This is a genomic window from Janibacter indicus (assembly GCF_900176385.1).
GTDB lineage: Bacteria > Actinomycetota > Actinomycetes > Actinomycetales > Dermatophilaceae > Janibacter > Janibacter indicus.
This window is the reverse complement of record NZ_FWXN01000013.1, coordinates 59,335-82,751: the sequence shown is the minus strand read 5'-3', so window position 1 is coordinate 82,751 and position 23,417 is coordinate 59,335. Positions and strand designations below refer to the sequence as shown.

At 71.7% G+C, this 23,417-nt stretch carries 24 protein-coding genes; 4 read left to right on the top strand and 20 right to left on the bottom strand.

Features of this window, described 5'->3' with window-relative positions; genetic code table 11:
* Positions 1–4 precede the first annotated feature (4 nt).
* The gene (locus tag B9B60_RS15385; protein WP_084452806.1) at positions 5–850 is read right to left on the bottom strand and encodes a ParA family protein; all 846 of its coding nucleotides are present in this window, start codon (positions 848–850) and stop codon (positions 5–7) included.
* Positions 851–954: 104 nt separating this feature from the next.
* Positions 955–1,866, bottom strand: coding sequence for a site-specific tyrosine recombinase XerD (locus tag B9B60_RS15380; protein ID WP_084452785.1), 912 nt, complete (start codon positions 1,864–1,866; stop codon positions 955–957).
* A 183-nt stretch (positions 1,867–2,049) separates the two neighbouring features.
* Between B9B60_RS15380 and B9B60_RS15375 the strand changes: the two genes are divergently transcribed.
* Positions 2,050–2,637: a hypothetical protein gene (locus B9B60_RS15375; RefSeq protein WP_234993897.1), complete on the top strand. Its 588-nt coding sequence runs from the start codon at positions 2,050–2,052 to the stop codon at positions 2,635–2,637.
* 369 nt (positions 2,638–3,006) lie between these two features.
* The gene (locus tag B9B60_RS15370; RefSeq protein ID WP_084452781.1) at positions 3,007–3,675 is read left to right on the top strand and encodes a helix-turn-helix domain-containing protein; all 669 of its coding nucleotides are present in this window, start codon (positions 3,007–3,009) and stop codon (positions 3,673–3,675) included.
* Positions 3,676–3,702: 27 nt separating this feature from the next.
* Here the strand turns inward: B9B60_RS15370 and hisS are convergent, their stop codons facing one another.
* Positions 3,703–5,079: a histidine--tRNA ligase gene (gene hisS / locus B9B60_RS15365; protein WP_084452780.1), complete on the bottom strand. Its 1,377-nt coding sequence runs from the start codon at positions 5,077–5,079 to the stop codon at positions 3,703–3,705.
* Positions 5,079–5,780, bottom strand: a complete 702-nt coding sequence (locus tag B9B60_RS15360; protein ID WP_084452777.1) for an MBL fold metallo-hydrolase — start codon at positions 5,778–5,780, stop codon at positions 5,079–5,081. Before B9B60_RS15360 ends, hisS begins: the two co-directional genes overlap by 1 nt.
* A 56-nt stretch (positions 5,781–5,836) precedes the next feature.
* Here B9B60_RS15360 and B9B60_RS15355 point away from each other — a divergent pair, with 56 nt between their 5' ends.
* Positions 5,837–7,210, top strand: a complete 1,374-nt coding sequence (locus tag B9B60_RS15355; protein WP_234993896.1) for a DUF349 domain-containing protein — start codon at positions 5,837–5,839, stop codon at positions 7,208–7,210.
* Positions 7,211–7,245: 35 nt separating this feature from the next.
* Here the strand turns inward: B9B60_RS15355 and B9B60_RS15350 are convergent, their stop codons facing one another.
* The 11 genes from B9B60_RS15350 to pdxS form a co-directional block, all read right to left on the bottom strand.
* Positions 7,246–9,534 (bottom strand): RelA/SpoT family protein, encoded by a 2,289-nt coding sequence (locus B9B60_RS15350; protein ID WP_084452774.1) that lies wholly within the window; start codon positions 9,532–9,534, stop codon positions 7,246–7,248.
* 9 nt (positions 9,535–9,543) lie between these two features.
* Positions 9,544–10,092: an adenine phosphoribosyltransferase gene (locus B9B60_RS15345; RefSeq protein ID WP_084452772.1), complete on the bottom strand. Its 549-nt coding sequence runs from the start codon at positions 10,090–10,092 to the stop codon at positions 9,544–9,546.
* A complete protein-coding gene (gene secF, locus B9B60_RS15340) occupies positions 10,089–11,336 on the bottom strand; it encodes a protein translocase subunit SecF (RefSeq protein ID WP_234993895.1) in 1,248 nt (415 codons plus the stop codon). The genes B9B60_RS15345 and secF overlap by 4 nt, the downstream gene beginning before the upstream one ends.
* Complete coding sequence (gene secD, locus B9B60_RS15335; protein ID WP_084452767.1) at positions 11,333–13,225, bottom strand: protein translocase subunit SecD; 1,893 nt, start codon at positions 13,223–13,225, stop codon at positions 11,333–11,335. The genes secF and secD overlap by 4 nt, the downstream gene beginning before the upstream one ends.
* Position 13,226: 1 nt before the next feature.
* A complete protein-coding gene (gene yajC, locus B9B60_RS15330; protein ID WP_084452765.1) occupies positions 13,227–13,529 on the bottom strand; it encodes a preprotein translocase subunit YajC in 303 nt (100 codons plus the stop codon).
* 141 nt (positions 13,530–13,670) lie between these two features.
* Positions 13,671–14,795 carry a Holliday junction branch migration DNA helicase RuvB gene (gene ruvB / locus B9B60_RS15325; protein WP_234993894.1) on the bottom strand — a complete coding sequence of 375 codons (1,125 nt, stop codon included), beginning with the start codon at positions 14,793–14,795 and terminating at the stop codon, positions 13,671–13,673.
* Complete coding sequence (ruvA, locus tag B9B60_RS15320) at positions 14,792–15,388, bottom strand: Holliday junction branch migration protein RuvA (RefSeq protein ID WP_084452762.1); 597 nt, start codon at positions 15,386–15,388, stop codon at positions 14,792–14,794. The genes ruvB and ruvA overlap by 4 nt, the downstream gene beginning before the upstream one ends.
* On the bottom strand, positions 15,385–15,918 hold the full coding sequence (gene ruvC, locus B9B60_RS15315; protein WP_072624520.1) for a crossover junction endodeoxyribonuclease RuvC: 534 nt from the start codon (positions 15,916–15,918) through the stop codon (positions 15,385–15,387). Before ruvC ends, ruvA begins: the two co-directional genes overlap by 4 nt.
* Before the next feature lie 84 nt (positions 15,919–16,002).
* Positions 16,003–16,764, bottom strand: coding sequence for a YebC/PmpR family DNA-binding transcriptional regulator (locus B9B60_RS15310; protein ID WP_084452761.1), 762 nt, complete (start codon positions 16,762–16,764; stop codon positions 16,003–16,005).
* Between the two features lie 43 nt (positions 16,765–16,807).
* On the bottom strand, positions 16,808–17,410 hold the full coding sequence (gene pdxT, locus B9B60_RS15305; RefSeq protein WP_084452760.1) for a pyridoxal 5'-phosphate synthase glutaminase subunit PdxT: 603 nt from the start codon (positions 17,408–17,410) through the stop codon (positions 16,808–16,810).
* Entirely contained in the window at positions 17,407–18,306 is a 900-nt protein-coding gene (pdxS, locus tag B9B60_RS15300) for a pyridoxal 5'-phosphate synthase lyase subunit PdxS (RefSeq protein ID WP_084452759.1), read from the bottom strand. The genes pdxT and pdxS overlap by 4 nt, the downstream gene beginning before the upstream one ends.
* A gap of 125 nt (positions 18,307–18,431) precedes the next feature.
* Between pdxS and B9B60_RS15295 the strand changes: the two genes are divergently transcribed.
* Entirely contained in the window at positions 18,432–19,766 is a 1,335-nt protein-coding gene (locus B9B60_RS15295; RefSeq protein ID WP_084452758.1) for an aminotransferase class I/II-fold pyridoxal phosphate-dependent enzyme, read from the top strand.
* An 8-nt stretch (positions 19,767–19,774) separates the two neighbouring features.
* Here B9B60_RS15295 and B9B60_RS17005 read toward each other — a convergent pair whose 3' ends face one another.
* The 5 genes from B9B60_RS17005 to pgsA are packed head-to-tail and all read right to left on the bottom strand — an operon-like array spanning position 19,775 to position 23,354.
* A complete protein-coding gene (locus tag B9B60_RS17005) occupies positions 19,775–19,987 on the bottom strand; it encodes a hypothetical protein (RefSeq protein WP_143445617.1) in 213 nt (70 codons plus the stop codon).
* A 16-nt stretch (positions 19,988–20,003) separates the two neighbouring features.
* Positions 20,004–20,576, bottom strand: a complete 573-nt coding sequence (locus B9B60_RS15290; RefSeq protein ID WP_200811247.1) for a hypothetical protein — start codon at positions 20,574–20,576, stop codon at positions 20,004–20,006.
* Complete coding sequence (locus B9B60_RS15285; protein WP_084452757.1) at positions 20,564–21,775, bottom strand: glycosyltransferase family 4 protein; 1,212 nt, start codon at positions 21,773–21,775, stop codon at positions 20,564–20,566. The genes B9B60_RS15290 and B9B60_RS15285 overlap by 13 nt, the downstream gene beginning before the upstream one ends.
* The gene (locus B9B60_RS15280) at positions 21,772–22,719 is read right to left on the bottom strand and encodes a phosphatidylinositol mannoside acyltransferase (protein ID WP_084452755.1); all 948 of its coding nucleotides are present in this window, start codon (positions 22,717–22,719) and stop codon (positions 21,772–21,774) included. Before B9B60_RS15280 ends, B9B60_RS15285 begins: the two co-directional genes overlap by 4 nt.
* Positions 22,716–23,354 (bottom strand): phosphatidylinositol phosphate synthase, encoded by a 639-nt coding sequence (gene pgsA / locus B9B60_RS15275; protein ID WP_084452753.1) that lies wholly within the window; start codon positions 23,352–23,354, stop codon positions 22,716–22,718. The genes B9B60_RS15280 and pgsA overlap by 4 nt, the downstream gene beginning before the upstream one ends.
* Positions 23,355–23,417: the final 63 nt, after the last annotated feature.

The window sequence follows — 23,417 nt, the reverse complement described above, 5'->3', positions numbered from 1 at the left end:
GTCGTCAGGGGGCGCCGCCGCGCGAGATGAGCTCGCGGGCCAGCTGACGGTAGGCGTTGGCGCCCGAGTGGCCGGTGGCGTAGGTGGTGATCGGCTCCGCGGCGAGCGTGGCGTCGGGGAACTTCACCGTGCGGGAGATGACCGTGTGGAAGACCTTGTCGCCGAAGTGCTCGACGACCGAGCCGACGACCTCGCGGCTGTGGAGCGTGCGTCCGTCGAACATCGTCGCGAGGATGCCGTCGATCGTCAGGCCGGGGTTGAGCCGGTCGGTGATCTTGTCGATCGTCTCGACGAGCAGGGCGACGCCACGCATGGCGAAGTACTCGGTCTCGAGCGGGATGATCACGCCGTGGGCGGCGGTGAGCGCGTTGACCGTGAGCAGGCCGAGCGAGGGCTGGCAGTCGATGAGGACGACGTCGTAGTCGTCGACGACGGGGCGCAGCACCCGGGTGAGGATCTGCTCGCGGGCCACCTCGCCGACGAGCTGGACCTCGGCGGCCGACAGGTCGATGTTGGCCGGGGCGACGTCGAGGCCCTCGACCGAGGTGTGCTGGATGATCTCGGTGATCTCGTGCCCGCGGCTGACCAGCAGGTCGTAGATCGTGAGGTCGAGCGTGTGGGTGGGCACGCCCAGCCCGACGGACAGGGCGCCCTGGGGGTCGAAGTCGACGAGCAGGACCCGGCGGCCGGCCTCGGCGAGCGCGGCGCCGAGGTTGATCGTCGTGGTCGTCTTGCCGACGCCGCCCTTCTGGTTGCACATCGCGATGATGCGGGCCGGGCCGTGCGACGCCAGGGGCGGCGGCTCGGGGAAGGAGGGCATGGGTCGGCCGGTCGGACCCGGCTGGGCCATGTCGTGCTCGAGGTCGAGCGGCGGCGTCACCTCGGATGCCACAGTCGGATCACTCCATCGGGTCTGGCGGTCGGTCAGCCTCTCGCTGATCAGCGCCGACACTATCAGCGGGCGCGGGGGTGGCTCTGTGCGTAGACCTCGCGCAGCTGGTCGACGGTGACCATCGTGTAGATCTGCGTGGTCGTCACCGAGGCGTGCCCGAGCAGCTCCTGCACGACCCGCACGTCGGCGCCGCCCTCGAGCAGGTGGGTGGCGAAGGAGTGTCGCAGGGTGTGCGGCGAGACGTGCCCGGAGAGGTTGGCCCGTCCGGCCGCCGTGGTGATGACCTCCCAGGCGCTCTGGCGGGACAGGCGGGCGCCGCGGCGGTTGAGGAAGAGCGCCGGGCCCGCCTTCCCCTTCGCCGACAGCTCGGGGCGACCGCGCACGAGCCAGGCCCGCACCGCGTCGACGGCGTAGGAGCCGAGCGGGACGACGCGCTCCTTGCCGCCCTTGCCGAGAAGCCGCGCGGCACCGATGTCGAGGTCGAGATCGTCGAGGTCGAGGCCCACTGCCTCGGAGATGCGCGCCCCGGTGCCGTAGAGCACCTCGAGCAGGGCCTGGTCGCGCAGCGGGATCGCCCCGTCGCCGACACCGGCCGCGTCGATGAGTCGGGTCACCTCGTCGCGGCCGATGGCCTTGGGCAGGCGCGAAGGGGGTGCTGGCGGCGCCACGTCCTGGGCCGGGTTGTGCGCGGTCTCCCCCTCGAGCGCGAGGAACTTGTGCAGCCCGCGCACGGCCACGAGCGTGCGTGCAGCGGAGGTGGCGGCCAGCGGTGGGTGCTCGTCGTCCCCGGTGCGAAGGGAGGCCAAGAACCCTGAGACGTGCAGCTCGGTGACGTCGCCGGGAGCGGTGATGCCCTGCTCGGCGAGGTGCGCGGCGTAGCGCCGGACGTCACGGGTGTAGGCCGCGAGGGTGTGGGCGGAGACCCCGCGCTCGACGTCCAGCTGGGTCAGCCAGGTGCGCACGGCCCGCTCCATGGGCGTGCTGCTCACCGGGGCCGGCCTTCCGTGGAGGGTGCGTGTTGTGCCGCGGGCACGCCATTGTGCCCACGGGTGGCAGGGCCACGGATGGGGAGTGTAATGGCCTGCATGAAGATGGGGAGTGTAATGGCCTGCATGAAGCTTTATGCGGATCTGCCCGCACGTCGAACCGGACAGCTCGTGGCCGACGCGCTCATGCTCGCCTGGGTGCTCGTCTGGGCCCGGATCGGCGTGGCCGTGCACGACACGACGATGCAGCTGGCCGAGCCGGGGCGCAGACTGGAGTCTGCGGGCAGTGGGTTCAAGGAACGGCTGGAGTCCGCCGGCGACAACGTCGACGACCTGCCGATCCTCGACGACCGGGTGGCCGACCCCTTCCGCGACGCCGCTGGCGCCGGGACGAGTATCGAGGACGCCGGCCACAACCTCGTCGACGCGGTCGAGCGCCTGGCCACCACCCTCGGCTGGGTCACCGCCCTCACCCCGGTGCTCATCGTCGGCACCTTCTGGCTCGCCGCCCGCCTGCGGTTCGTCCGACGCGCCACGGCGGCCCAGTCGCTCGTGGACCACGTCGACGACCTCGACCTCTTCGCCCTGCGAGCCATGGCCAACCAGCCGCTGCAGCGCCTGTCCCGGATCAGCCCCGACCCCGCCGGCGCGTGGCGCCGCGGCGATGCCGACGTCATCCACGAGCTGGCGCTGCTCGAGCTCGCCGATTGCGGCCTGCGCCCGCCCCCGGGCCCGGACTCCGGCGGCTCCCGGAGCTGACGGTTCTGCTCCATCTGGTGGGTCAAGAGGTGGCACACCAGATGGATCAGGGGTCCGTGGCCGGCACTACGCTCCTGCTCCACCACATGGGTCAGGCGCCTCGGCTCGCAGGCCCTCGCCCTCGGCCCACTGCCGTAGCGTGGCGGCTCGCTCCGGCGCCCGGTTGACCCATCTCGTGGAGCAGAGCCGTAGCCAGCCCGGCCCCTCACCGGACAGGCCCCTGAAGGGCTGACCCACCACGTGGAGCAGGACCGACGCGGCGGGCGCACCAGGGCGGGCGTCGTCCCCACCCCGGCACCGAGGCGCACTGCCTTCCACAGGTTGCAGCCGCGCCTGTCGCAACCCTGCTCGACCCATTGACCATGGACCATGGACGACGAGCAGACCACCCAACCCACCGGGCCCGCTGAGGTGAGCGACCTCGACGGCTGCCCGGCTCCCTGCAGCTACTGCACCGCCCCCGGCGACTGCGAGGACTGCTTGGACTGCCTCTACTGGCCACGGACCGTCGAGCCTCCCCCGATCCGGACGAGCCCGGTCCGCGGCTGGACCACCGAGCGACCGGTCGCCGAGCTCGAGGCAGCGCGAGCAGAGCTCACGCCGTCGACCCGGGTCGGCCTGCTCATGCGCCGCCACCGCAAGCAGCATCGCCTCAGCCAGCGGGCACTGGCGGACGAGCTGGGGTGGAGCCGGTCCGCGGTCGGTCGGGCCGAGACGGACGCATCCTCGCTCACCCTGGAGAGCCTCGGCGTGCTCCTCGCCCATATCGGTTACCGAGTGGCGCTGGTCCCGGATGACCCGCCCGACCCAGCGACGTCCGCTGCGGCACGGCCCACGGCGGCGGCACCAGCGACCGGGCATCTCGACGACGAGATCCGGGACGACTCCTTCGGCGTCATCGACCTCCTGGCCCACGACGCCCGCCGTCGTCGGCTGCCGCCCTACGGCAGGGCCCGGCTGCGCAGCGCCGCAGAGTGCATCGCTGAGGAAGGCGTCGTCGGACACACCCACCCGTGGCTGTGGCAGCAGCCTGGGTGAGGGTCGCTCGGGTGCGAGCTGCCCGGCTCAGCCCTCGAGCGCCACGACCTGAGGTCGCAGGTCCTGCGCCGGGCACTCCCAGGACGCCGCATCCGCGTCACTCTGCTCGCCGGACCGGATGTCCTTGACCTGGTCGCCGTCGCCCTCGGCCGCGCCGGGGAACCACACGTACGGGATGCCCCGGCGCTCCGCGAAGCGGATCTGCTTGCCGAACTTCGCCGCCGCCGGCGCTACCTCGCAGGGGATCCCCCGCGCACGCAGCGCCGTGGCCACCGCCACGGACCGGGCCCGGGTCTCCTCGTCGGTCACCGCGACGAGGACCGCCGACGGCGACTTCCGCGAGGCACCGACGAGTCCCTTTCCGAGCAGCAGGCCGAGCAGTCGCGAGAGACCGATCGAGATCCCCACACCCGGGTAGGTGGTGCGCCCGTCACTGGCGAGCTCGTCGTAGCGGCCGCCGGAGCAGAAGGAGCCCCACGACTCGTAGCCGACCAGCTGTGTCTCGTAGACCGTGCCGGTGTAGTAGTCGAGACCGCGGGCGATCCGCAGGTCCGCAACCATCGCCCCGGGCGCTGCCGCGGCGCCGGTCTCGATGACCGCCGCCAGGGCGGCGAGCCCCTCGTCGAGCACCTCGTGCTCGACGCCCAGGGCACGGACGCGCTCCACGAAGGAGGTGTCCTCGGTCCGGATCGCCGCAAGGTCGAGGCAGGCCTGCGCCTGCTCGGGCGTGCGCCCGGCCTCGACGAGCAGCGCGACGACCTTGTCGGGCCCGACCTTGTCGAGCTTGTCGACGATGCGCAGCGTGCCGGCGACGTCGTCGATCCCCAGCCCGCGGTAGAAGCCCTCCGGGATCTTGCGGTTGTTGACCTGGATGACCATCTGCGGGATCGGCAGCTTGGCGAAGATCTCCGCCATGACGAGCGGCATCTCGGCCTCGAAGTGCGGCGCCAGCTCCCCCGCGTCGACGACGTCGATGTCGCACTGGGTGAACTCGCGGTAGCGCCCCTCCTGGGGCCGCTCGCCACGCCAGACCTTCTGGATCTGGTGGCGGCGGAAGGGGAAGCTCAGCCGACCCGCATTTTCGACGACGTAGCGTGCGAAGGGCACGGTCAGGTCGAAGTGCAGGCCCAGCTGCCCCTCACGACCGGCGGCGGACCCCCCTTCGTCATCGGCGAGACGGTGGATCCCGTAGATCTCCTTGTCGGCGTCGCCGCCCTTGCCCAGCAGCCGCTCGACCGGCTCCACGGCACGGGTCTCGATCGACGGGAAGCCGTGCAGCTCGAAGGTCGAGCGGATGACGTCGATGAAGTGCTGCTCGACGACCCGCTGCTCCGGCAGGTACTCGGGGAAGCCCGACAGGGGGGTGACCTTGGTCGGTCGGGGGGCGGTGGCGCGGTCGTTCATCACAGTCCTTGCAGGTACGGGTTGGTCGCCTTTTCGCGGCCGAGCGTCGTCGCCGGTCCGTGTCCGGGCAGGACGAGGCTGGAGTCCGGTCGCGGATGGACGACACGACGAAGGGATTCCTGCATCGCTGCGTCCGACCCGCCCGGGAGGTCGGTGCGCCCGATCGAGCCGGCGAAGAGCACGTCCCCGGTGATCAGGGTGCGGTCGACCTGCGCCTCGTCGGGGATGCCATCGGGTACCCGGCTCATCCCGAAGACCACGGACCCCTCGGTGTGCCCGGGTGCGTGCGCGACCTCGAGCTCCAGACCGGCCACGGTCAGCCGCTCGCTGTCGGTGATCTCGACGACCGTCTCGGGCTCACGCCAGGTGACCTGCTTGCCGAACTGCTGCTCGAGCATGCCGCTCAGGGCCGGGCCGAGCGACGAGCTCGACAGCGGGTCGGCGAGACGGTAGCGGTCGTCGGTGTGGATGTAGGCAGCCAGCTCGCCGCCGCAGACGGGGGTCACCGAGAAGACGTGGTCGACGTGACCGTGGGTGAGGAGCACCGCCGCCGGCTTGAGCCGGTGGGTGGTGAGCACCTCCCGCAAGGTCTCCTCGATGCCGATCCCCGGGTCGACGATGACGCACTCCTCGCCCGGGGCGTCGGCGAGGACGTAGCAGTTGGTCCCGAAGGCCTGGGCCGGGAAGGAGACGGTGAGCACGTCCCAACCCTACGTGCGCCCCCGCACGCGCTACGGGAATGGGTAACCTCGAGCCTGTGAGTGACGACACCAACGCCCCGCGCCCCGCTGCGCCCTCCCCTGCGGCCCTGGCCCGCATGGCTCCCCACCCCTCCGTGACCCCGGCCCCCGAGGTGCCGGCGGTCACCACCGACCACTCCGCCTCGGCCGCCTTCGGCCGCGCGGACGAGGAGGGCCGGGTCTTCGTGCGCGAGGGCGACGGCGAACGCGAGGTCGGCTCCTACCCCGGCGCCACCCCCGACGAGGCCCTGCAGTACTTCGCCCGCAAGTACGACGAGCTCTTCGCCTCCGCCACCCTCCTGCGCCAGCGTCTGGACTCCCACGACGTCTCCGCCAAGGAGATCGCCGACGGGCTGAAGTCGCTGCGCGAGCACGCCGAGCAGCCCAATGTCGTCGGTGACCTGCCGGCACTCGCCACGGTCATCGGCGAGCTCGAGGAAGGCCTGACCGCCAAGCGGCAGACCGAGACCGCCGAGCGCGCCGAGGCCAAGAAGGTCGCAGCCGCCGAGCGGGAGAAGATCGTGGCCGAGGCCGAGCAGATCGCGGCCCAGCCCGTCGACAAGGTCCAGTGGAAGCAGTCCACCGCGCGCATGCGGGCCCTGCTCGACGAGTGGAAGGCCCACCAGCGGGGCAAGGTCCGGCTGGACAAGGACGTCGAGAGCGCGCTGTGGCAGCGCTTCTCCAAGGCGCGCAACGGCTTCGACAAGGCCCGGCGTTCCCACTTCGCCCACCTCGAGCAGTCGCGCGGCGAGTCCAAGGCGATCAAGCAGGACCTCGTCGAGCAGGCCGAGCGCCTGTCGACCTCGACCGACTGGAATGCCACCGCTGGCGCCTACAAGCGCCTCATGGACGAGTGGCGCCGCGCCGGCCGGGCCGGCCGCGCCGACGACGACCGGCTGTGGGAGCGCTTCCGCACCGCCCAGGACACCTTCTTCAACGCCAAGGACGCCGAGGCGGCCAAGGAGGACGAGGCGCACCGGGGCAACCTCGAGGTCAAGGAGTCGCTGCTCGCCGAGGCCGAGGCGCTGCTCCCGGTCAAGGACCTCGACAAGACCAAGGCCGCGCTGCGCGGCATCCAGGAGCGCTGGGAGGCCGCCGGCAAGGTGCCGCGTGCCGACATCGACCGCATGGAAAAGGGGATGCGCCGCGTCGAGCAGACGGTGCGCGAGGCCGAGGACAAGAAGTGGGCCTCTTCCAACCCCGAGCTGTCCGCCCGCGCCTCGTCGATGGTCACCCAGCTCGAGTCCAAGGTCGCCGAGCTGCGAGCAGAGGTGGAGGAGGCCGAAGGCCGCGGCGACGCCTCCCGCGCGGCGAAGCTGCGCGAGCAGCTCGACGCCCAGCAGGCCTGGCTCGACCAGGCTCGCAAGGGCCTCGACGAGTTCGGCGGCTGACTTTCACTCGGGCGGCGAGGAGGGGTGGCGCAGGCTCACCCCTTCTTGCTCGACCCACCCGTGATGCGGAAGCAGTCGAAGACCGACTCGATCCGCTTGACCTGGTCCACTACGTGGCTCAGGTGGGCGACATCGCCCATCTCGAAGGTGAACCGTAGGACGGCCACCCGGTCGCGGGAGGTGTGCACGGCAGCCGAGAGGATGTTGACGCCGCTCTCGGACAACACCCGAGTGACATCGGAGAGCAGCCCCGCCCGGTCGAGGGCCTCGACCTGCACCTGCACGAGGAAGAGGCTCGTGCTGCTGGGGGCCCACTCGACCTCGATGAGCCGCTCGGCCTCCTTCTTCAGCGACGAGGCATTGGGGCAGTCGACCCGGTGGACCGAGACGCCGTTGCCCCGGGTGATGAAGCCCATGATCTCGTCGCCCGGCACGGGCGTGCAGCACTTGGCGAGCTTGACCCACAGGTCGTCGACGCCCTTGACGACCACACCCGGGTCGTTGGTGCTGCGTGGTCGACCGATCGGGCCGGGCATCGTCGCCTCGGCGAGGTCCTCGGTCGCCCCGTCCTCTCCCCCGGCCGTGGCGATGAGCCGGGAGACGACGTGCTGCGCCGAGACGTGCCCCTCGCCGACCGCGGCGTACAACCCGTCGACGTCCTGACGACGCAGCTCGCTCGCGACGGCGGTGAGGCTCTCGACGGTGAGGATGCGGTGCAGCGGGAGGTTCTGCTTGCGCACGACCTTGGCGATGGCCTCCTTGCCGGCGTCGACCATCTCCTCACGGCGTTCTTTGGTGAACCAGTGCTTGATCTTGTTGCGGGCCCGTGCCGAGCGCACGAAGTTGAGCCAGTCGCGAGACGGCCCCGCACCCTCGGCCTTGGAGGTGAGGATCTCGACGGCGTCACCGTTGTCGAGGGGCGAGTCGAGCGGGACGAGCCGGCCGTTGACCCGGGCACCGATGCACCGGTGACCGACCTCGGTGTGCACCGCATAGGCGAAGTCCACCGCCGTCGACCCGGCCGGCAGGGCGATGACCTGTCCCTTGGGGGTGAAGGCGTAGACCTCCTGGGTGTTGATCTCGTAGCGCAGCGAGTCGAGGAACTCGCTGGGGTCGGAGGTCTCCTTCTGCCAGTCGAGCAGCTGGCGCAACCACGCCATCTCCCCCACCTGGCCGTCGTCGACGCGACCGCCGTCGGGGCTGCCCTGGTCCTTGTACTTCCAGTGCGCGGCGACGCCGTACTCGGCCCGCCGGTGCATCTGGTGTGTGCGGATCTGGATCTCGACCGGCTTGCCCTGCGGCCCGATGACCGTCGTGTGCAGCGACTGGTACATGTTGAACTTCGGCAGCGAGATGTAGTCCTTGAAGCGTCCGGGCAGGGGGTTCCACCGGGCGTGCAGGGCGCCGAGCGCCGCATAGCAGTCGCGCACCGTGTCGACGAGGACGCGCACGGCGACGAGGTCGTAGATCTCCCCGAACTCTCGGCCGCCGACGATCATCTTCTGGTAGACGGAGTAGTAGTGCTTGGGACGGCCCGTCACCACGGCCTTGATCCGCGCCTCGCGCAGGTCGGTGACGACCTGGGAGCGCACCGTCGTGAGGTACTCCTCCCGTGCCGGCGCCCGCTCGGCGACGAGACTGACGATCTCCTCGTAGACCTTGGGGTAGAGCGTGGCGAAGGAGAGGTCCTCGAGCTCCCACTTGATGGTGTTCATGCCGAGCCGGTGCGCCAGGGGCGCGTAGATCTCGAGCGTCTCCTGCGCCTTGCGCTGGGCCGAGGCAGGTGAGACGTAGCGCCAGGTGCGCGCATTGTGCAGCCGGTCGGCGAGCTTGATGACGAGCACCCGGATGTCGCGCGCCATCGCGACGATCATCTTGCGCACCGTTTCGGCCTGGGCGTTGTCGCCGTAGGTGACCTTGTCGAGCTTGGTCACCCCGTCGACCAGCTTGGCCACCTCCGCCCCGAACTCCTCCTCGAGGTCCTCGAGGCTGTAGTCGGTGTCCTCGACGGTGTCGTGCAGCAGTGCCGCCGCGAGCGTCACCGGCGTCATGCCGAGCTCGGCGAGGATCGTCGTCACGGCGAGCGGGTGAGTGATGTAGGGGTCGCCGCTCTTGCGGACCTGCCCGCGGTGCGCCCGCTCGGCGACGGCGTAGGCGCGCTCGATGATCGAGACGTCGGCCTTGGGATGGTTCTGCCGCACGATCTGCAGCAGGGGGTCGAGTACGCCGGGCGTCGCGGCGCGGCCGCTGCCGATGCGCGCCAGCGAGGCACGCGCCAGCGACCGCGGTGAAAATCCGCTGCTGCCGGTGTTGCGCTCGCTCATGGAGTGAGCCTAGACCGTGACGAGGCTCCGGACGTCACGACCCGTCAGGGCGGTGTGTCCACCGAGTACGGCGATCTCGACGAGCACCTCGACGCCGGGCACCTCTGCGCCGCAGGACTCGAGCAGCCGGCACGCGGCAGCCGCGGTGCCACCGGTCGCCAGGACGTCGTCGACGACGAGCACCCGGGCGCCGGGCGCGATCGCGTCGTCGTGCACCTCGATCCGGGCACTGCCGTACTCGAGGTCGTAGTCCAGACCCACCGTGCGGCCGGGCAGCTTGCCCGCCTTGCGCACCGGCACGAAGCCCACGCCCAGGTGCACGGCCACGGCCGCGCCGAAGATGAAGCCCCTCGCCTCCAGACCGGCGACGGCATCGACCCGACCGTCCCAGGGCCGAGCGTGCTCGGCGACGACGTCGGCGAAGAGCGCCGCATCCGCGAGCAGCGGCGTGATGTCCTTGAAGGTCACCCCCGGCTCGGGGAAGTCCGGGATGTCGCGCAGCGCGTCGAGGATACGGTTGCGCAGCGTCGCGTCGACCTCGCGCGTCGGCAGGCTCACCCCTTGCCCCGGCGGTTGCGCGCGGTCTTCTTCGGCTGGTTGCGCGGCCCGGACTGCGCGTACTTGTGCACCTTGCGGCCGGTGACCGTCTGGCCCTCGCCCGACTCCTCCGACGACGAAGGGGAGGTCCCCTCGGTGGTCGAGGTGGCACGGGAGGGCGCCTCGGTGACGGCCGAGCCGTCGTCCGCACCACCAGCCGCCGAGCCTGCCGCAGCGCCGGCGCCGGCGCTCACCCTCGCCGGCACGCGCTCGCGCACGGCGGAGGCCTTGTGGTGCTTGCCCGCGGCCTTGTCGAGCGCGACGACGTCGGCGTCCTTGCGGCGCAGGTCGACGAGCAGCGGGGTGGCGATGAAGACCGAGGAGAAGGCACCGACGGTCATGCCGATGAAGAGCGCGAGCGACAGGTCGAGCAGCGTGCCGGGGCCGAGCTTGGCGAAGCCGATGATGAGCACGGCGACGATCGGCAGGACCGCGATGACCGTGGTGTTGATCGAGCGGACCAGGGTCTGGTTGACCGCGAGGTTGGCGGCGTGGGCGAAGGTCGAGCGCTTGTTCTGGAAGGCCGCCCGGGTGTTTTCCTTGACGTGGTCGAAGACGACCACGGTGTCGTAGAGCGAGTAGCCCAGGACGGTGAGGAAGCCGATGAGCGTGGCCGGCGAGACCTCGAAGCCGGTCCACGTGTAGATCCCGACGGTGATGAGCATGTCGTGGGCCAGCGCGACCATCGAGGCGACGGCCATCTTCCAGTTGCGGTAGTACAGCGCCATCAGGGCCGTGGTGATGACGAGGAAGACGACCAGCGCCCGCAGGGCCTGCTGGCTCACCGAGGCACCCCACGAGGGGCCGATGAAGTTGGAGCTGACCTCGGACTGGGCCACGCCGAAGGTGCTGGCCAGCTCGCGGGCGACCTCGCGCGACTCGTCGCCGTCGAGCTCCTCGGTCTGCACCCGGATCGTGTCGCCGCCGATGGTGGTGACATTGGCCGAGGCGGAGCCACCGGCGACCTCACGGACGGCCGAGGTCGCGTCGTCCTCGTAGGAGGCCGGCGCCCCCTGGGTGACGACGCGGAACTCCGAACCGCCGGTGAACTCGAGGCTGAGGTTGAGCCCCTGGACGACGAAGCCGAGTGCGGCGACCGCCATGATGACGGCCGAGGCGATGTACCAGGTCTTGGACTTGCCGACGAAGTCGATCGACCGGTCGCCGGTGTAGAGGTCGTTGCCCCACTGCGCCATGCGACTCATCGGGCGCTCCCTTCGGCCGGCACGGCGACCGGGTTGTCGATGTCGAAGTTGCCGCGGCCCTTGTATCGGACCTTGGCCTCACGCAGCGTGTCGACGTCGAAGCCCGACCACTTGTGACCGGAGGCGAAGAACTTGTTGCGGGCGAGGATCGTCAGCAGCGGGTGCGTGAAGAGCCAGAAGATCGCGAGGTCGATGAGCGTCGTCAGGCCCAGGGTGAAGGCGAAGCCACGCACACCCGAGCTGGCGAGGACGTAGAGCACGACAGCGGCGATGAGGTTGACGCCGTCGGCGACGAGAATCGTGCCCTTGGCCCGGGCCCAGCCGGCCTCGACCGCGGCCCGCAGGTTCCTCCCTTCGCGCAGCTCGTCCCTCACTCTCTCGAAGTAGACGATGAAGGAGTCGGCTGTCACGCCGATGGCGATGATCAGACCGGTCACGCCGGCCATGTCGAGGCGATAGTTGTAACCCCACGCCAGCAGCGCGATCGCCAGATAGGTGATGCCGAAGGCCACGAGCATCGAGCCGATGACGACGACCGAGAGCGCACGGTACTGCAGGAGCGCGTAGAGCAGCACGACGAAGAGGCCGATGAGGCCGGCGATGATGCCGTAGCGCAGCTGCTCGGAGCCGAGGGTCGGGCTGATCTCCTGACGGCTCTGCACGTCGAAGGACAGCGGCAGGGCACCGAACTTCAGCGACTTGGCCAGCGACCGGGCCTCGTCGATCGAGAAGCCGGAGATGCTCGCCTGGCCGTTGGGGATGGCCTCGTTGAAGCCCGGGTCGATGAGCACCTTGGAGTCGAGGACGGCCGCCAGGGCGTTGTAGGAGCCCGGCGGGTTGGTCGGGCTGGCCGGGTTGAGCCCCGGCAGCTTGACCATCTGCTTCGAGACGTCGCCGTACTCCTTGCGGCCCTTGCTCGTGAGCGTCAACTGGATCTCGGGCTCGTTGGTCTGCTGGCCCTGCGGGCCGACCCGATAGCCGGCCTCGGCGTCGGCGATCTCGGTGCCGGCGACGACGACCGGACCGAGGACGTACTTGAGGCTGCCGTCGTCCTTGCACGCGACGATCGCCTCGTCGGTCTTGCCGACGGGCTGGTCCTCCGGAGGCTTGGCGCAGTTGAGGTCCTGGAACTCGCGCCAGAGCTTGGTCGAGATGTGGTTGGGGTCGGTCGCGCTCGTGGGCTCGCCCGTGGGCTTCCAGGAGTCGGCCGAGGGGTCGGTGCCGGTCGGTGCGGCCGTCGAGCTGCTCGACGGGGCCGAGGCGGACGAGCTCGGCGACGACGTGCCCGACCCGCTGCCCGACGAGCTCGGGGTGGGTTCGGCGGTGCGCTCCTGGTTGCGCGAGGCCGGCGTCGAGCTGCTCCGGCTCGCGCTCGGCTGGGCGCTGGAGCTGCTCGAGCTCGAGGACCCCGAGCCGGAGGACCCCGACCCGGAGGAGCTCGAGGCGGACGGCTGCGGCTGGGCAGCCTCGGGGTCACCGATGTCGGTGGCGAGCACCGGGCGGAACTGCATCTGCGACGACGCGGCGATCGCGTCCTGCTGCTCCTTCGTCGGCACACCGGGCATGGCGACGACGATGTTGGACGAGCCCTGCGTGGTCACCTCGGCGCCGGAGGTACCCTGCGCGTCGATGCGCTGGACGATGATGTCGCGGGCCTCCTCGAGCTGCTGCTGGGAGACCGAGCCGCCGTCGGTGGTGCGCGGCGAGAGGATGAACTGAAAGCCGCCCTCGAGGTCGAGCCCGAGCGCGGGCGTCCACGAGGCGTCCTTCTTCCACACGCCGTAGCCCAGCGCGCCGGTGAGCATGATGATGAAGGCGAAGAGCCACATCAGGGTGCGCTTGGCGTTGTCCTTGCGGGCGACGTCCTGGGTGCGTCGGCGCTCGGCCATGTCAGTCCCGCCCGTCGGTGTCGGTGGTGACGTCCCCGTCCGGCGCAACCTTGGCGCCGATGGCGCGTCGGTCGAGGGTGAGCACGACGCCCGGGGCGGCCTCGAGGCGCACCCGGTCGTCCTCGACCTCGGTGATCCGCCCGAAGATGCCCGAGGTCGTCACGACCTCTTCCCCGACCTGCAGGGAGGCGGAGAAGTCCGCCATGGTCTTCTGCCGTCGCCGCGCGCTCCAGAGCATGAATCCGATGAGGACGAGCGGGAGGATCAGCAGGATCAGGCTGGCGGTCTGCGAGCCTTGGTTCATGGGTGCGGACTTCCTGGGTCGGGACTGGTCGGTCAGCTGACGTCGCAGTGGCTCGGGGTCTCCCGAGCCAGTGGCCGAGTCTAGGTCAGGGCTGTTGCCCTCACCAACGGACACGGCGGGGCGTGGGGTTCCGTCGTCGGCTCAGCCGAGTCGACCGGTGTCGGGGCCGTCGACGAAGGGGAGGCCCCCCTGCTCCCCCGCTGGTGGCGTGAGCCCGAGGTGCTGCCAGGCCGCGGGGGTGGCGATGCGGCCGCGCGGGCTGCGCACGATGTAGCCCTGACGCACGAGATAGGGCTCGGCGACGGTCTCGACGGTGTCGGTCTCCTCCCCCACGGCGACGGCCAGGGTCGACAGGCCGACCGGCCCACCGCCGAAGCGCCGGCACAGGGCGTCGAGCACGGCCCGGTCGAGCCGGTCGAGCCCGGCCTCGTCGACGTCGAAGAGCGCCAGCGCGGCCTGCGCGGCGTTGACGTCGACCTGCCCGGTGCCGTGGACCTGGGCCCAGTCACGGACCCGTCGCAGCAGGCGGTTGGCGATGCGGGGTGTGCCGCGGGAGCGCAGCGCGATCTCGGCCAGGGCGTCGTCGTCGGCCGTGACCCCGAGCAGTCGGGCGCTGCGCGCGAGGATCCGCTCGAGGTCGGCGACCTCGTAGAAGTCGAGGTGGCCGGTGAAGCCGAAGCGGTCGCGCAGGGGCGCCGGCAGCAGGCCGGCGCGCGTCGTCGCACCGACGACGGTGAAGGGAGGCAGCTCGAGCGGGATGGCGGTCGCGCCCGGGCCCTTGCCGACGACGACGTCGACCCGGAAGTCCTCCATCGCCAGGTAGAGCATCTCCTCGGCAGGCCGGGACATGCGGTGGATCTCGTCGAGGAAGAGCACCTCGCCCTCGGCGAGCGAGGAGAGCACCGAGGCCAGGTCGCCGGCGTGCTGGATCGCGGGGCCCGAGGTGACCCGGATCGGCTGCTCGAGCTCGGCGGCGACGATCATCGCCAGCGTCGTCTTGCCCAGACCGGGCGGCCCGGACAGCAGCACGTGGTCGGGCGGGGCGCCGCGCCGACGGGCGGCCTCGAGCACGAGACCGAGTTGGTCGCGCACCTTGGGCTGGCCGGGGAACTCGTCGAGCCGACGCGGCCGCAGCGCCGCCTCGACGGTGGTGTCGTCGTCGGTGCCGCCCGCGTCGACGATGCGGGCGGTCGCGTCGTAGGAGCCGTCGCCGGCGCGTGGGTCCTCGTCGTCGGCGACGCGCATCTCGGAGCTGAAGCCACTCATCGGGCGAGCACCTGCAGCGCGGCGCGCAGGGCGCCGGAGACGTCACCCGGGCCGTGCTCGTCGGTGACCGTGGCCACGGCCTCGGCGGACTGCTTGGCCGAGTAGCCGAGCCCGACGAGCGCCTCGGACACCTGCTCCTGCCAGGCCGCGGCGGGCGCGGCAGCAGCCGCGGCCCCAGCGGCACCGCCGGGCACCTCGGGCAGCTTGCCCCGCAGCTCGAGGGCGATGCGCTCGGCACCCTTCTTGCCGATGCCGGGGACCTTGGTGAGGGTCGCGATGTCGTCGGCCGCGACCGCGGCCGCCAGCTCGAGGGGGCTGAGCACGGACAACAGCGCCATGGCCACCCGCGGGCCGACCCCGGTGACCGTCTGGGCCAGCTCGAAGGTGTCGCGCTCGTCGGCGCTGGCGAACCCGTACAGGGTCATCGAGTCCTCGCGCACGATCATGCTCGTCGCGAGCTCGACCGGCTGGCCGACGCGTGCCGAGGCGGCCACGGCAGGTGGGGTGTGGACGAGCAGGCCGATGCCGTGGACGTCGACGACCACCCGGTCGAGCCCGACGCGCCGTGCGGCGCCGGTGACCGAGGCGATCATCGGGCGACCGACCGCAGACGCGCCCGCTCGCTCGCCGCGGCGAGCTCCCGGCGGGCCGAGCCGGCGCCCCGCCACTGGTGGCAGATGGCCAGCGCCAGCGCATCGGCCGCGTCGGCGGGTCGGGGGGCCTCGGAGAGAGAGAGGATGCGGGTGACCATCGTCGTGATCTGCGCCTTGTCTGCCCGGCCGGAGCCGGAGACGGCTGCCTTGACCTCGGTGGGCGTGTGCAGGGTGACCGGCAGCCCCCGTCGGGCCCCGGCGAGGTGGACCAGGCCGCTGACCTGGGCGGTCGTCATGACCGTGGGCACGTGGTCGGCGGCGTAGACGCGCTCGAGGGCGATCGCATCGGGCTCGAAGCGGTCGAGCCAGGCGTCGAGCTCGTCCTGGACGTAGGCCAGACGGTCACCGGTGGACCGCTCGCTCGAGGTCCGCACGACGCCGACCGCGACCATGCGCAGGGCGCGGGCCTCGCCCTCGACGACCCCCAGGCCGCACCGGGTCAGCCCGGGGTCCACGCCGAGCACTCGCACCGCGGCCTCCTGGGATCGACTCGAACACGTGTTCTGGTCGAGGTTACGTGTCGGCGGCGCACCCGGCGCCGCCGACACGCCGGGTCAGGAGTCGTCGGCCTCGAGCTCGGCGAGGACCTCGTCGGAGATGTCGCCGTTGGTGAAGACGTCCTGGACGTCGTCGCTGTCCTCGAGGGCTTCGACGACGCGGATCATCTTCTTGGCGCCCTCCTTGTCGAGCGGGACCTGCATGCTCGGCAGGAAGGAGGCCTCGGCCGAGTCGTAGTCGACCCCGGCCTCCTGGAGCGCCGTGCGGACGGCGACGAAGTCGGTCGCCTCGGACACGATCTGCCACGAGTCACCGAAGTCGTTGATCTCCTCGGCGCCGGCCTCGAGCACGATCTCGAGCAGGTCGTCCTCGCTCTTCTCCGCCTTGGGCACCATGACGACGCCCTTGCGGTTGAAGAGGTAGGCCACCGAGTTGGGGTCGGCGAGGTTGCCGCCGTTGCGCGACAGGGCCGTGCGCACCTCGGTGGCGGCGCGGTTCTTGTTGTCGGTGAGGCACTCGATGAGGATGGCGACACCGCCGGGGGCGTAGCCCTCGTAGGTGATGTTCTCCCAGTCGGCGCCACCGGCCTCGGCGCCCGAGCCGCGCTTGACGGCGCGGTCGATGTTGTCATTGGGGACCGAGCTCTTCTTCGCCTTCTGGATCGCGTCGTAGAGCGTGGGGTTGCCGGTGGGGTCGCCGCCACCGGTGCGCGCCGCGACCTCGATGTTCTTGATCAGCTTGGCGAAGAGCTTGCCGCGCTTGGCGTCGATCGCCGCCTTCTTGTGCTTCGTGGTTGCCCACTTGGAGTGGCCGGACACGTTGTCTCCTCGTTGTGGCTGGCAGGTGGTCCGAGGGTCGATCCTACGCGGCGCGCCGCACCATCTCGACGAAGAGCGCGTGGACGCGGTGGTCCCCGGTCACCTCGGGGTGGAAGCTCGTGGCCAGCAGGTGCCCCTGCCGCACGACGACGGGACGGGACTCCCCCTTCGCCTCGATGCTCGCGAGCACCTCGACGTCGGGACCGGCCTGCTCGACCCACGGAGCGCGGATGAAGACCGCGCGCACCGGCCCGCCGGCGACGCCGGCCACCTCGAGATCGGTCTCGTGGGAGTCGACCTGACGGCCGAAGGCATTGCGCCGCACCGTGATGTCGAGGCCGCCGAGGGTCTGCTGCTGCGGGTGCCCGTCGAGCAGGCGGTCGGCGAGCAGGATCATCCCGGCGCAGCTGCCGTAGACCGGCAGCCCCTCCGCGATGCGGGAGCGAAGGGGGTCCCGCAGCCCGAAGACCCGGGTGAGCTTGTCGATGGTCGTCGATTCCCCGCCGGGCAGAACGAGTCCGTCGACGGCCGCGAGCTCGTCGGGCCGGCGCACGGCGACCGTGCGCACCCCCGCCGCCTCGAGGGCGGTCCGGTGCTCCCGGACGTCGCCCTGGACGGCGAGGACGCCGACGGTGGGTGTCGTCACCAGCCGCGCTCGGCGAACTGGATCGAGCGGGCCGGCTCGTCGACGTTGATCCCGACCATCGCCTCACCGAGCCCGCGGGAGACCTTGGCCAGGGTGTCGGGGTCGTCGAAGAAGGTCGTCGCCCGGACGATCGCCTCGGCCCGCTGCGCAGGGTTGCCGGACTTGAAGATCCCGGAGCCGACGAAGACGCCCTCGGCGCCCAGCTGCATCATCATCGCGGCGTCGGCCGGGGTGGCGATGCCACCGGCGGTGAAGAGGACGACCGGGAGCTTGCCGGCCGTCGCGACCTCCTTGACCAGCTCGAAGGGGGCCTGCAGCTCCTTGGCCGCCACGTAGAGCTCGTCCTCCGCCAGCCCCTGGAGGCGGCGGATCTCCTGACGGATCTGGCGCATGTGGGTCGTGGCGTTGGAGACGTCGCCGGTGCCGGCCTCCCCCTTCGAGCGGATCATCGCCGCGCCCTCGGTGATGCGGCGCAGCGCCTCGCCGAGGTTGGTGGCCCCGCAGACGAAGGGGACGGTGAAGTTCCACTTGTCGATGTGGTTGGCGTAGTCGGCCGGGGTGAGGACCTCGGACTCGTCGATGTAGTCGACCCCGAGGGACTGCAGCACCTGGGCCTCGACGAAGTGGCCGATGCGCGCCTTGGCCATGACGGGGATCGAGACGGCCTCGATGATGCCGTCGATCATGTCGGGGTCGCTCATCCGGGAGACGCCGCCCTGGGCGCGGATGTCGGCCGGCACCCGCTCGAGCGCCATGACGGCGACGGCGCCGGCATCCTCGGCGATCTTGGCCTGCTCCGGCGTGACGACGTCCATGATGACGCCGCCCTTGAGCATCTCGGCCATGCCTCGCTTGACGCGCGCGGTCCCGGTCTCGGTCTGGGTCTCGGTGGTCATGTCGTGCTCCTCGTCGGGCCGCGTGTCGCGACGTCCATTTGATCTAGGCCAAAACGTAGCACGGCACAGGACAATATCCCGGCCCACGTCCGCAGAGCGGTCGGGACCACCTAGACTCACCCGTGATGAGCACCCAGACGCCGCAGATCTCCGGCGGCACCGCGGCCGAGATCGCCGACAGCGTCCGCGGCCTCGTCGAGCGCGGCCACCTGGCCCCCGGCGAGGTCCTCCCGCCGGTCCGTGCCCTCGCCGAGCAGCTCGGCGTCAACCGCAACACCGCCGTCGCCGCCTACCGCGACCTCGCCCGATCGGGGGTCGTCGTCTCGCAGGGACGCGCCGGGACCCGGGTGGCGCGACGCAGCCGGGTGCCCCAGGAGGGGTTCGCCGCGGCCGGCGCGCTCCGCGACGTCGGCACCGGCAACCCCGATCCGCGACTCATCCCCGACCTCGCGCCGGCCCTGGCGAGCGTCGCCGATCGCGGCCCCGTGCTCTACGGCGAGCCGACGATCGACCGGGACCTCGGGTCGTGGGCGCTCGACTGGATGGCCCCCGACGTCCCGGTCCCGGCCGAAGAGGTGCGGCTGACCCTGACGAGCGGCGCGGTCGATGCCGTCGAGCGCCTGCTCGCGCAGGCGCTGCTGCGCGACGACGCCGTGGCGCTCGAGGACCCGTGCTTCCTCGCGAGCATCCATCTCGCCCAGCTCGGCGGTTACCGGGCGGTCCCGGTCCCGGTCGACGCCGAGGGCATGACGGTCGAGGGGCTGCGCCACGCCCTCGAGCAGGGTGTGCGGGCGGTCGTGTGCACCCCGCGGGCCCAGAACCCCACCGGCTCCTCGCTGAGTGCCGCCCGCGCCACGGCGCTGCGCGAGGTGCTCGCCGACCACCCCTACGTCCTCGTCATCCAGGACGACTACTTCTCCTACCTGTCCCAGCAGCCCTTCCACTCCATCGTCGGCCCCGATCACCGGCGCTGGGCGCTGGTGCGCTCGGTCTCGAAGTTCGTCGGCCCCGACATGTGCCTGGCCGTCACGGCCTGCGACGCCGACACCGCCGCCCGCCTCGAGATGCGCCTGAGCCCCGGGACCACCTGGGTCAGCCACCTGCTGCAGCGGATCACCCACGCGGTGATCACCGACCCCTCCGCGCTCGCACTCATCGAGCGCGCCGGGGTGCACTACGCCGAGCGCAATGCCGCCTTCGCCGCGCTGCTCACCGAGCGTGGCCTGCCCACCTCTCCCGGTGACGGCGTCAGCCTGTGGGTCCCGCTGCCGGTCGCGGCACGGGAGGTCGCCGATCGGCTGACCCGGCGTGGCTGGCTGGTGCGCACGGGAGACGAGTTCCGCCTGGCGGAGGGCGCACCCCCTTCGCAGCACCTGCGCCTCACGGTGCACGACCTCGACGAGGCCTCGGCCGCGACCCTCGCCGACGACATCGTCGCCGCCGCGACCGCCACGGCCTGAGCCCGACGTCAGGGCAGCTGGTGGCCGGGCCCGCTCGGTGACGGCGGCTCGACGTGGCCCGGTGTCGTCTCCGCGGGTCGGTACCCGGCCCCACCACGAAGGGGACGCCGGCGGGCCCGCTCGCCGCGCACCGCGAGCAGGAGCGCGGCGACGAGTGCGGCGAGCAGCAGGGGGAGGCAAGCACAGCACCCCGAGGACCAGCGACGACATGCCCCGATCATGACGGCTGTGCGGCGCTCAGGCTCCCGGGAGCGTGTCGTCGAACTCCACGGTCTGCGGCAGGTCGGCGTGGCCGGCCAGTCGGAACAGGCGCACCACCCGCTTGGCCCGCACCCGCTGGACGTCCTTGACAGCGTCGTTGTGGAAGCGACGGGCGAGCTGCACCCGCAGGCCCGCCTCGCGGACGCGCTCGAGCGCAGCGGCTCCGGGGTCCCCTTGCGCCTCGATGTCGCGGGTGACCTCGGGTGGCAGCGCCGCGTGCAGGATCTCGGTCAGCTCGCTCTCGACCGACTCCCGGCCGGCGAAGTGCTGTCCCTCGAGGAGGTCGGCCTCGAAGGTGCGCTCGTTGACCCGCTCCAGCGACTCGCTCGCCGCGGCCGCCAGGAGGAAGCCCGTCGCCGGGTCGACCGCGCCGGAGTTGGCCAGCTCGAGGCTCGCCTCCGCCCGGCGCACGACGTGCGCGTCGAGGGCCGACAGGGCGCCCTCGACCTTGGCGTGCAGGCGATCGAGCCGCGCGGCGCTGTAGGAGAGGTACCAGGCGAGGAGGAGCAGGACGCAGAGCGTCAGGGCGATCCAGCTCAACGTCTCCATGGCTCTCCTGCCCGGCCACGCGGCCCGTGGTCACCGATCCGGCCCAGTCCCGGCCGCAGCCGGGTCACCTCGCGGGGGTGCCCCGCGTCGAGGACGGTCTCGTAGACGGCGATGATCTCGCGGGCGACGACGTCCCAGTCGAAGGCCCGCGCGCGCTCCCGCCCCAGTCGCGCGAGGGTCGCGCGTCGCTCTGGGTCGCCGAGCAGCTCGACGACCCGGCCAGCGAGGTCGTCAGGACGCTCGCTGCCGAAGAGGGCTCCTGCCATGCCGGCGCGCCCTCCGTCGAGGACCCGCTGGAAGGCCGCCAGGTCGCTGGCGAGGACCGGCGCGCCGGCCGCCATCGCCTCGACGAGGACGATCCCGAAGCTCTCTCCCCCGGTGTGGGGCGCGATGTAGAGGTCGGCGGATGCCAGGGCCGACGCCTTGTCCTCGTCGGACAGGGCTCCGAGGAACTCGGTGGCCGCCGCGACGCGCTCGGGCAGCTTGGCCCGGGCCGCCTCGGCGCTGCCGGGGCCGACGACGAGCAGCCGCGCACCGGGGACGGCGTCGAGGACCGCGGGCATCGCCTCGGCGAGGACCGGCAGCCCCTTGCGCGGCTCGTCGATCCGACCGAGGAAGACGATCGTCGGGCGTCCGGGCGCGCCGGTCCACCGCGGGTCACGCTCGGCGCGGGCGAAGGCGCTGGTGTCGACACCGTTAGGGATCACGACGGCGTCCCCACCGATGTGGGTGGTGACCGTGCGCCGCGCGTCCTCGGAGACGGCGATGCGCCCGTGGATCTTCTCCAACGACGGCCGCAGGAGCGGGTAGGCGGCCTGCATGACGCGTGAGCGGACGTTGGAGGTGTGGAAGGTGGCGACGACGGGGCTCGTGGCTGCCCACAGCGCGAGCACCGACAGGCTGGGCGCGAGCGGCTCGTGGATGTGCACGACGTCGAAGTCGCCTTCCTCGAGCCAGCGGCCCACGCGGGCCGACGCGACCGGACCGAAGAGCAGCCGGGCGGTCGAGCCGTTGTAGCGGATCGGCACGGCCCGACCGGCCGGGACGACGTGCTCGGGCAGGACGGTGCCCTCGTCGGCGGGGGCGAGCACCGACGGCTCGTGACCGTGCCGAGCGAGGTAGTCGGCGAGGTCGCGGATGTGGAACTGCACTCCCCCGGGCACGTCGAAGGAGTAGGGGCTCACCAGACCGACCCTCATGCGGCGCTCCGGTCCGCGGTCGTGGTCGCCCAGTCGCGTGCGGGGTCGAGGTCGTCGACGAAGACCCGCTGCATCATGTGCCAGTCGGCGGTGTGCCGGGTGATCGCGCTGCCGAAGGCGTCGGCGCAGGCCTGGGTCGTGCGCGCGACCGCGTCGCGCGAGCCGGCGGGCGCGACGGTGACCGCGTCGTGGACCGTCACGACCATGCCCCACCGGCGACCGACCCGCTCGTGCCGCAGGGTGACCGGGTAGAGCGGCAGGCCGGTCTCGACGGCCAGGGCTGCCGGACCGGCTGCCATCCGCGCGCGGTGGCCGCACAGGTCGACCTCGACCCCGCTCGCCGACAGATCGCGGTCGGCGAGCAGCGGCATGACGACCGGCTCCCCCGTCGCGAGCTGTGCCCGCAGCCGCTCGTAGGTGCCCCGCTCGGCCGGGTGAATGACCATGCCCAGCTGCTCGCGGTAGTCGAGGAAGGCCCGGAACATCTCCTCGGGCTCGAGCCGCTCGGCCACCGTGACGACGATGCCGAGGTGACGGGCGCACCACACCCCCGCCAGGTCCCAGTTGCCGGTGTGGCCGAGGAAGGCCAGCACCGGTCGCCCGGCGAGCAGGTGCGACTTCAGCTCGGGCAAGGCGCCCTCGAAGCGCACGAGGGAGTCGACGTCGGCGCCGCTCACGGACGGCAGCCGGAAGGCCTCGACGTAGTAGCGAAGGGAGGCTCGCACCCCCTCGGCGACGAGCGCCTCGAGCTCGTGCGGCCCCAGCTCCGGGCGCACCCGGGCGTAGTTGGCCCGCAGCCGCTGGACGGAGCTGCCGTTGCCCGCGACGGTCCGGTCGGCGGCGAGGTCGAAGAGCGCGTAGGCCGCGCGGGACGGCAGCACCCGCAGCACCCGCCAGGCCAGGAGGAAGGCGAGGACGGTGGCGCGCTGGCGCAGCCGGCTCACGGTCCCGAGGGTGTGGTTCCGGCGGCCTCTGCGGCGATGACCTGCTGGCGCACGAGGAGGACCCGCTGGAGGATCGTGACGAAGCTCGCGACGGCGAGCAGGCCGAGCACCACCGTGAGGACGATCTCGGGCAGGCCCAGCCCGACGAGACCGGTCGTCACGAGCGTGGCCACCAACCGGTCGGCTCGCTCGGCGATGCCGACATCGGCCCGCATGCCCAGGCCCTCGGCCCGGGCCCGGGCGTAGGAGACGACGCTGCCGAGGACAAGACAGGCGAGAGCGAGCCACGCCTTGAGCCGGTCGTCGCCACCCTGGAAGTACCAGATCGTCAGGCCGGAGAAGATCGCCGCGTCGCCGATGCGGTCGAGCGTGGAGTCGAGGAAGGCGCCCCACTTGCTCGAGTGACCGAGCTCGCGCGCCATGATCCCGTCGATGGTGTCGGAGAAGACGAAGGCGGTGATGACCAGGACACCGACGAGCAGTTGCCCCTGCGGGAAGAAGACGAGCGCCCCCAGGCAGACGCCGAGCGTGCCGAGGATGGTGACGACGTCGGGGCTGATGCCCAGGCGGAGCAGCAGGCGCGCCACCGGGGTGAGGATCCGGGTGACGGCTGCGCGCGCGTATCGGTTGAGCATGGCGGGTCAAGCGTAACTGCGCGGGGCCGGTGCTCCTGACGGCGCACCGGAGTGTGATGCAGG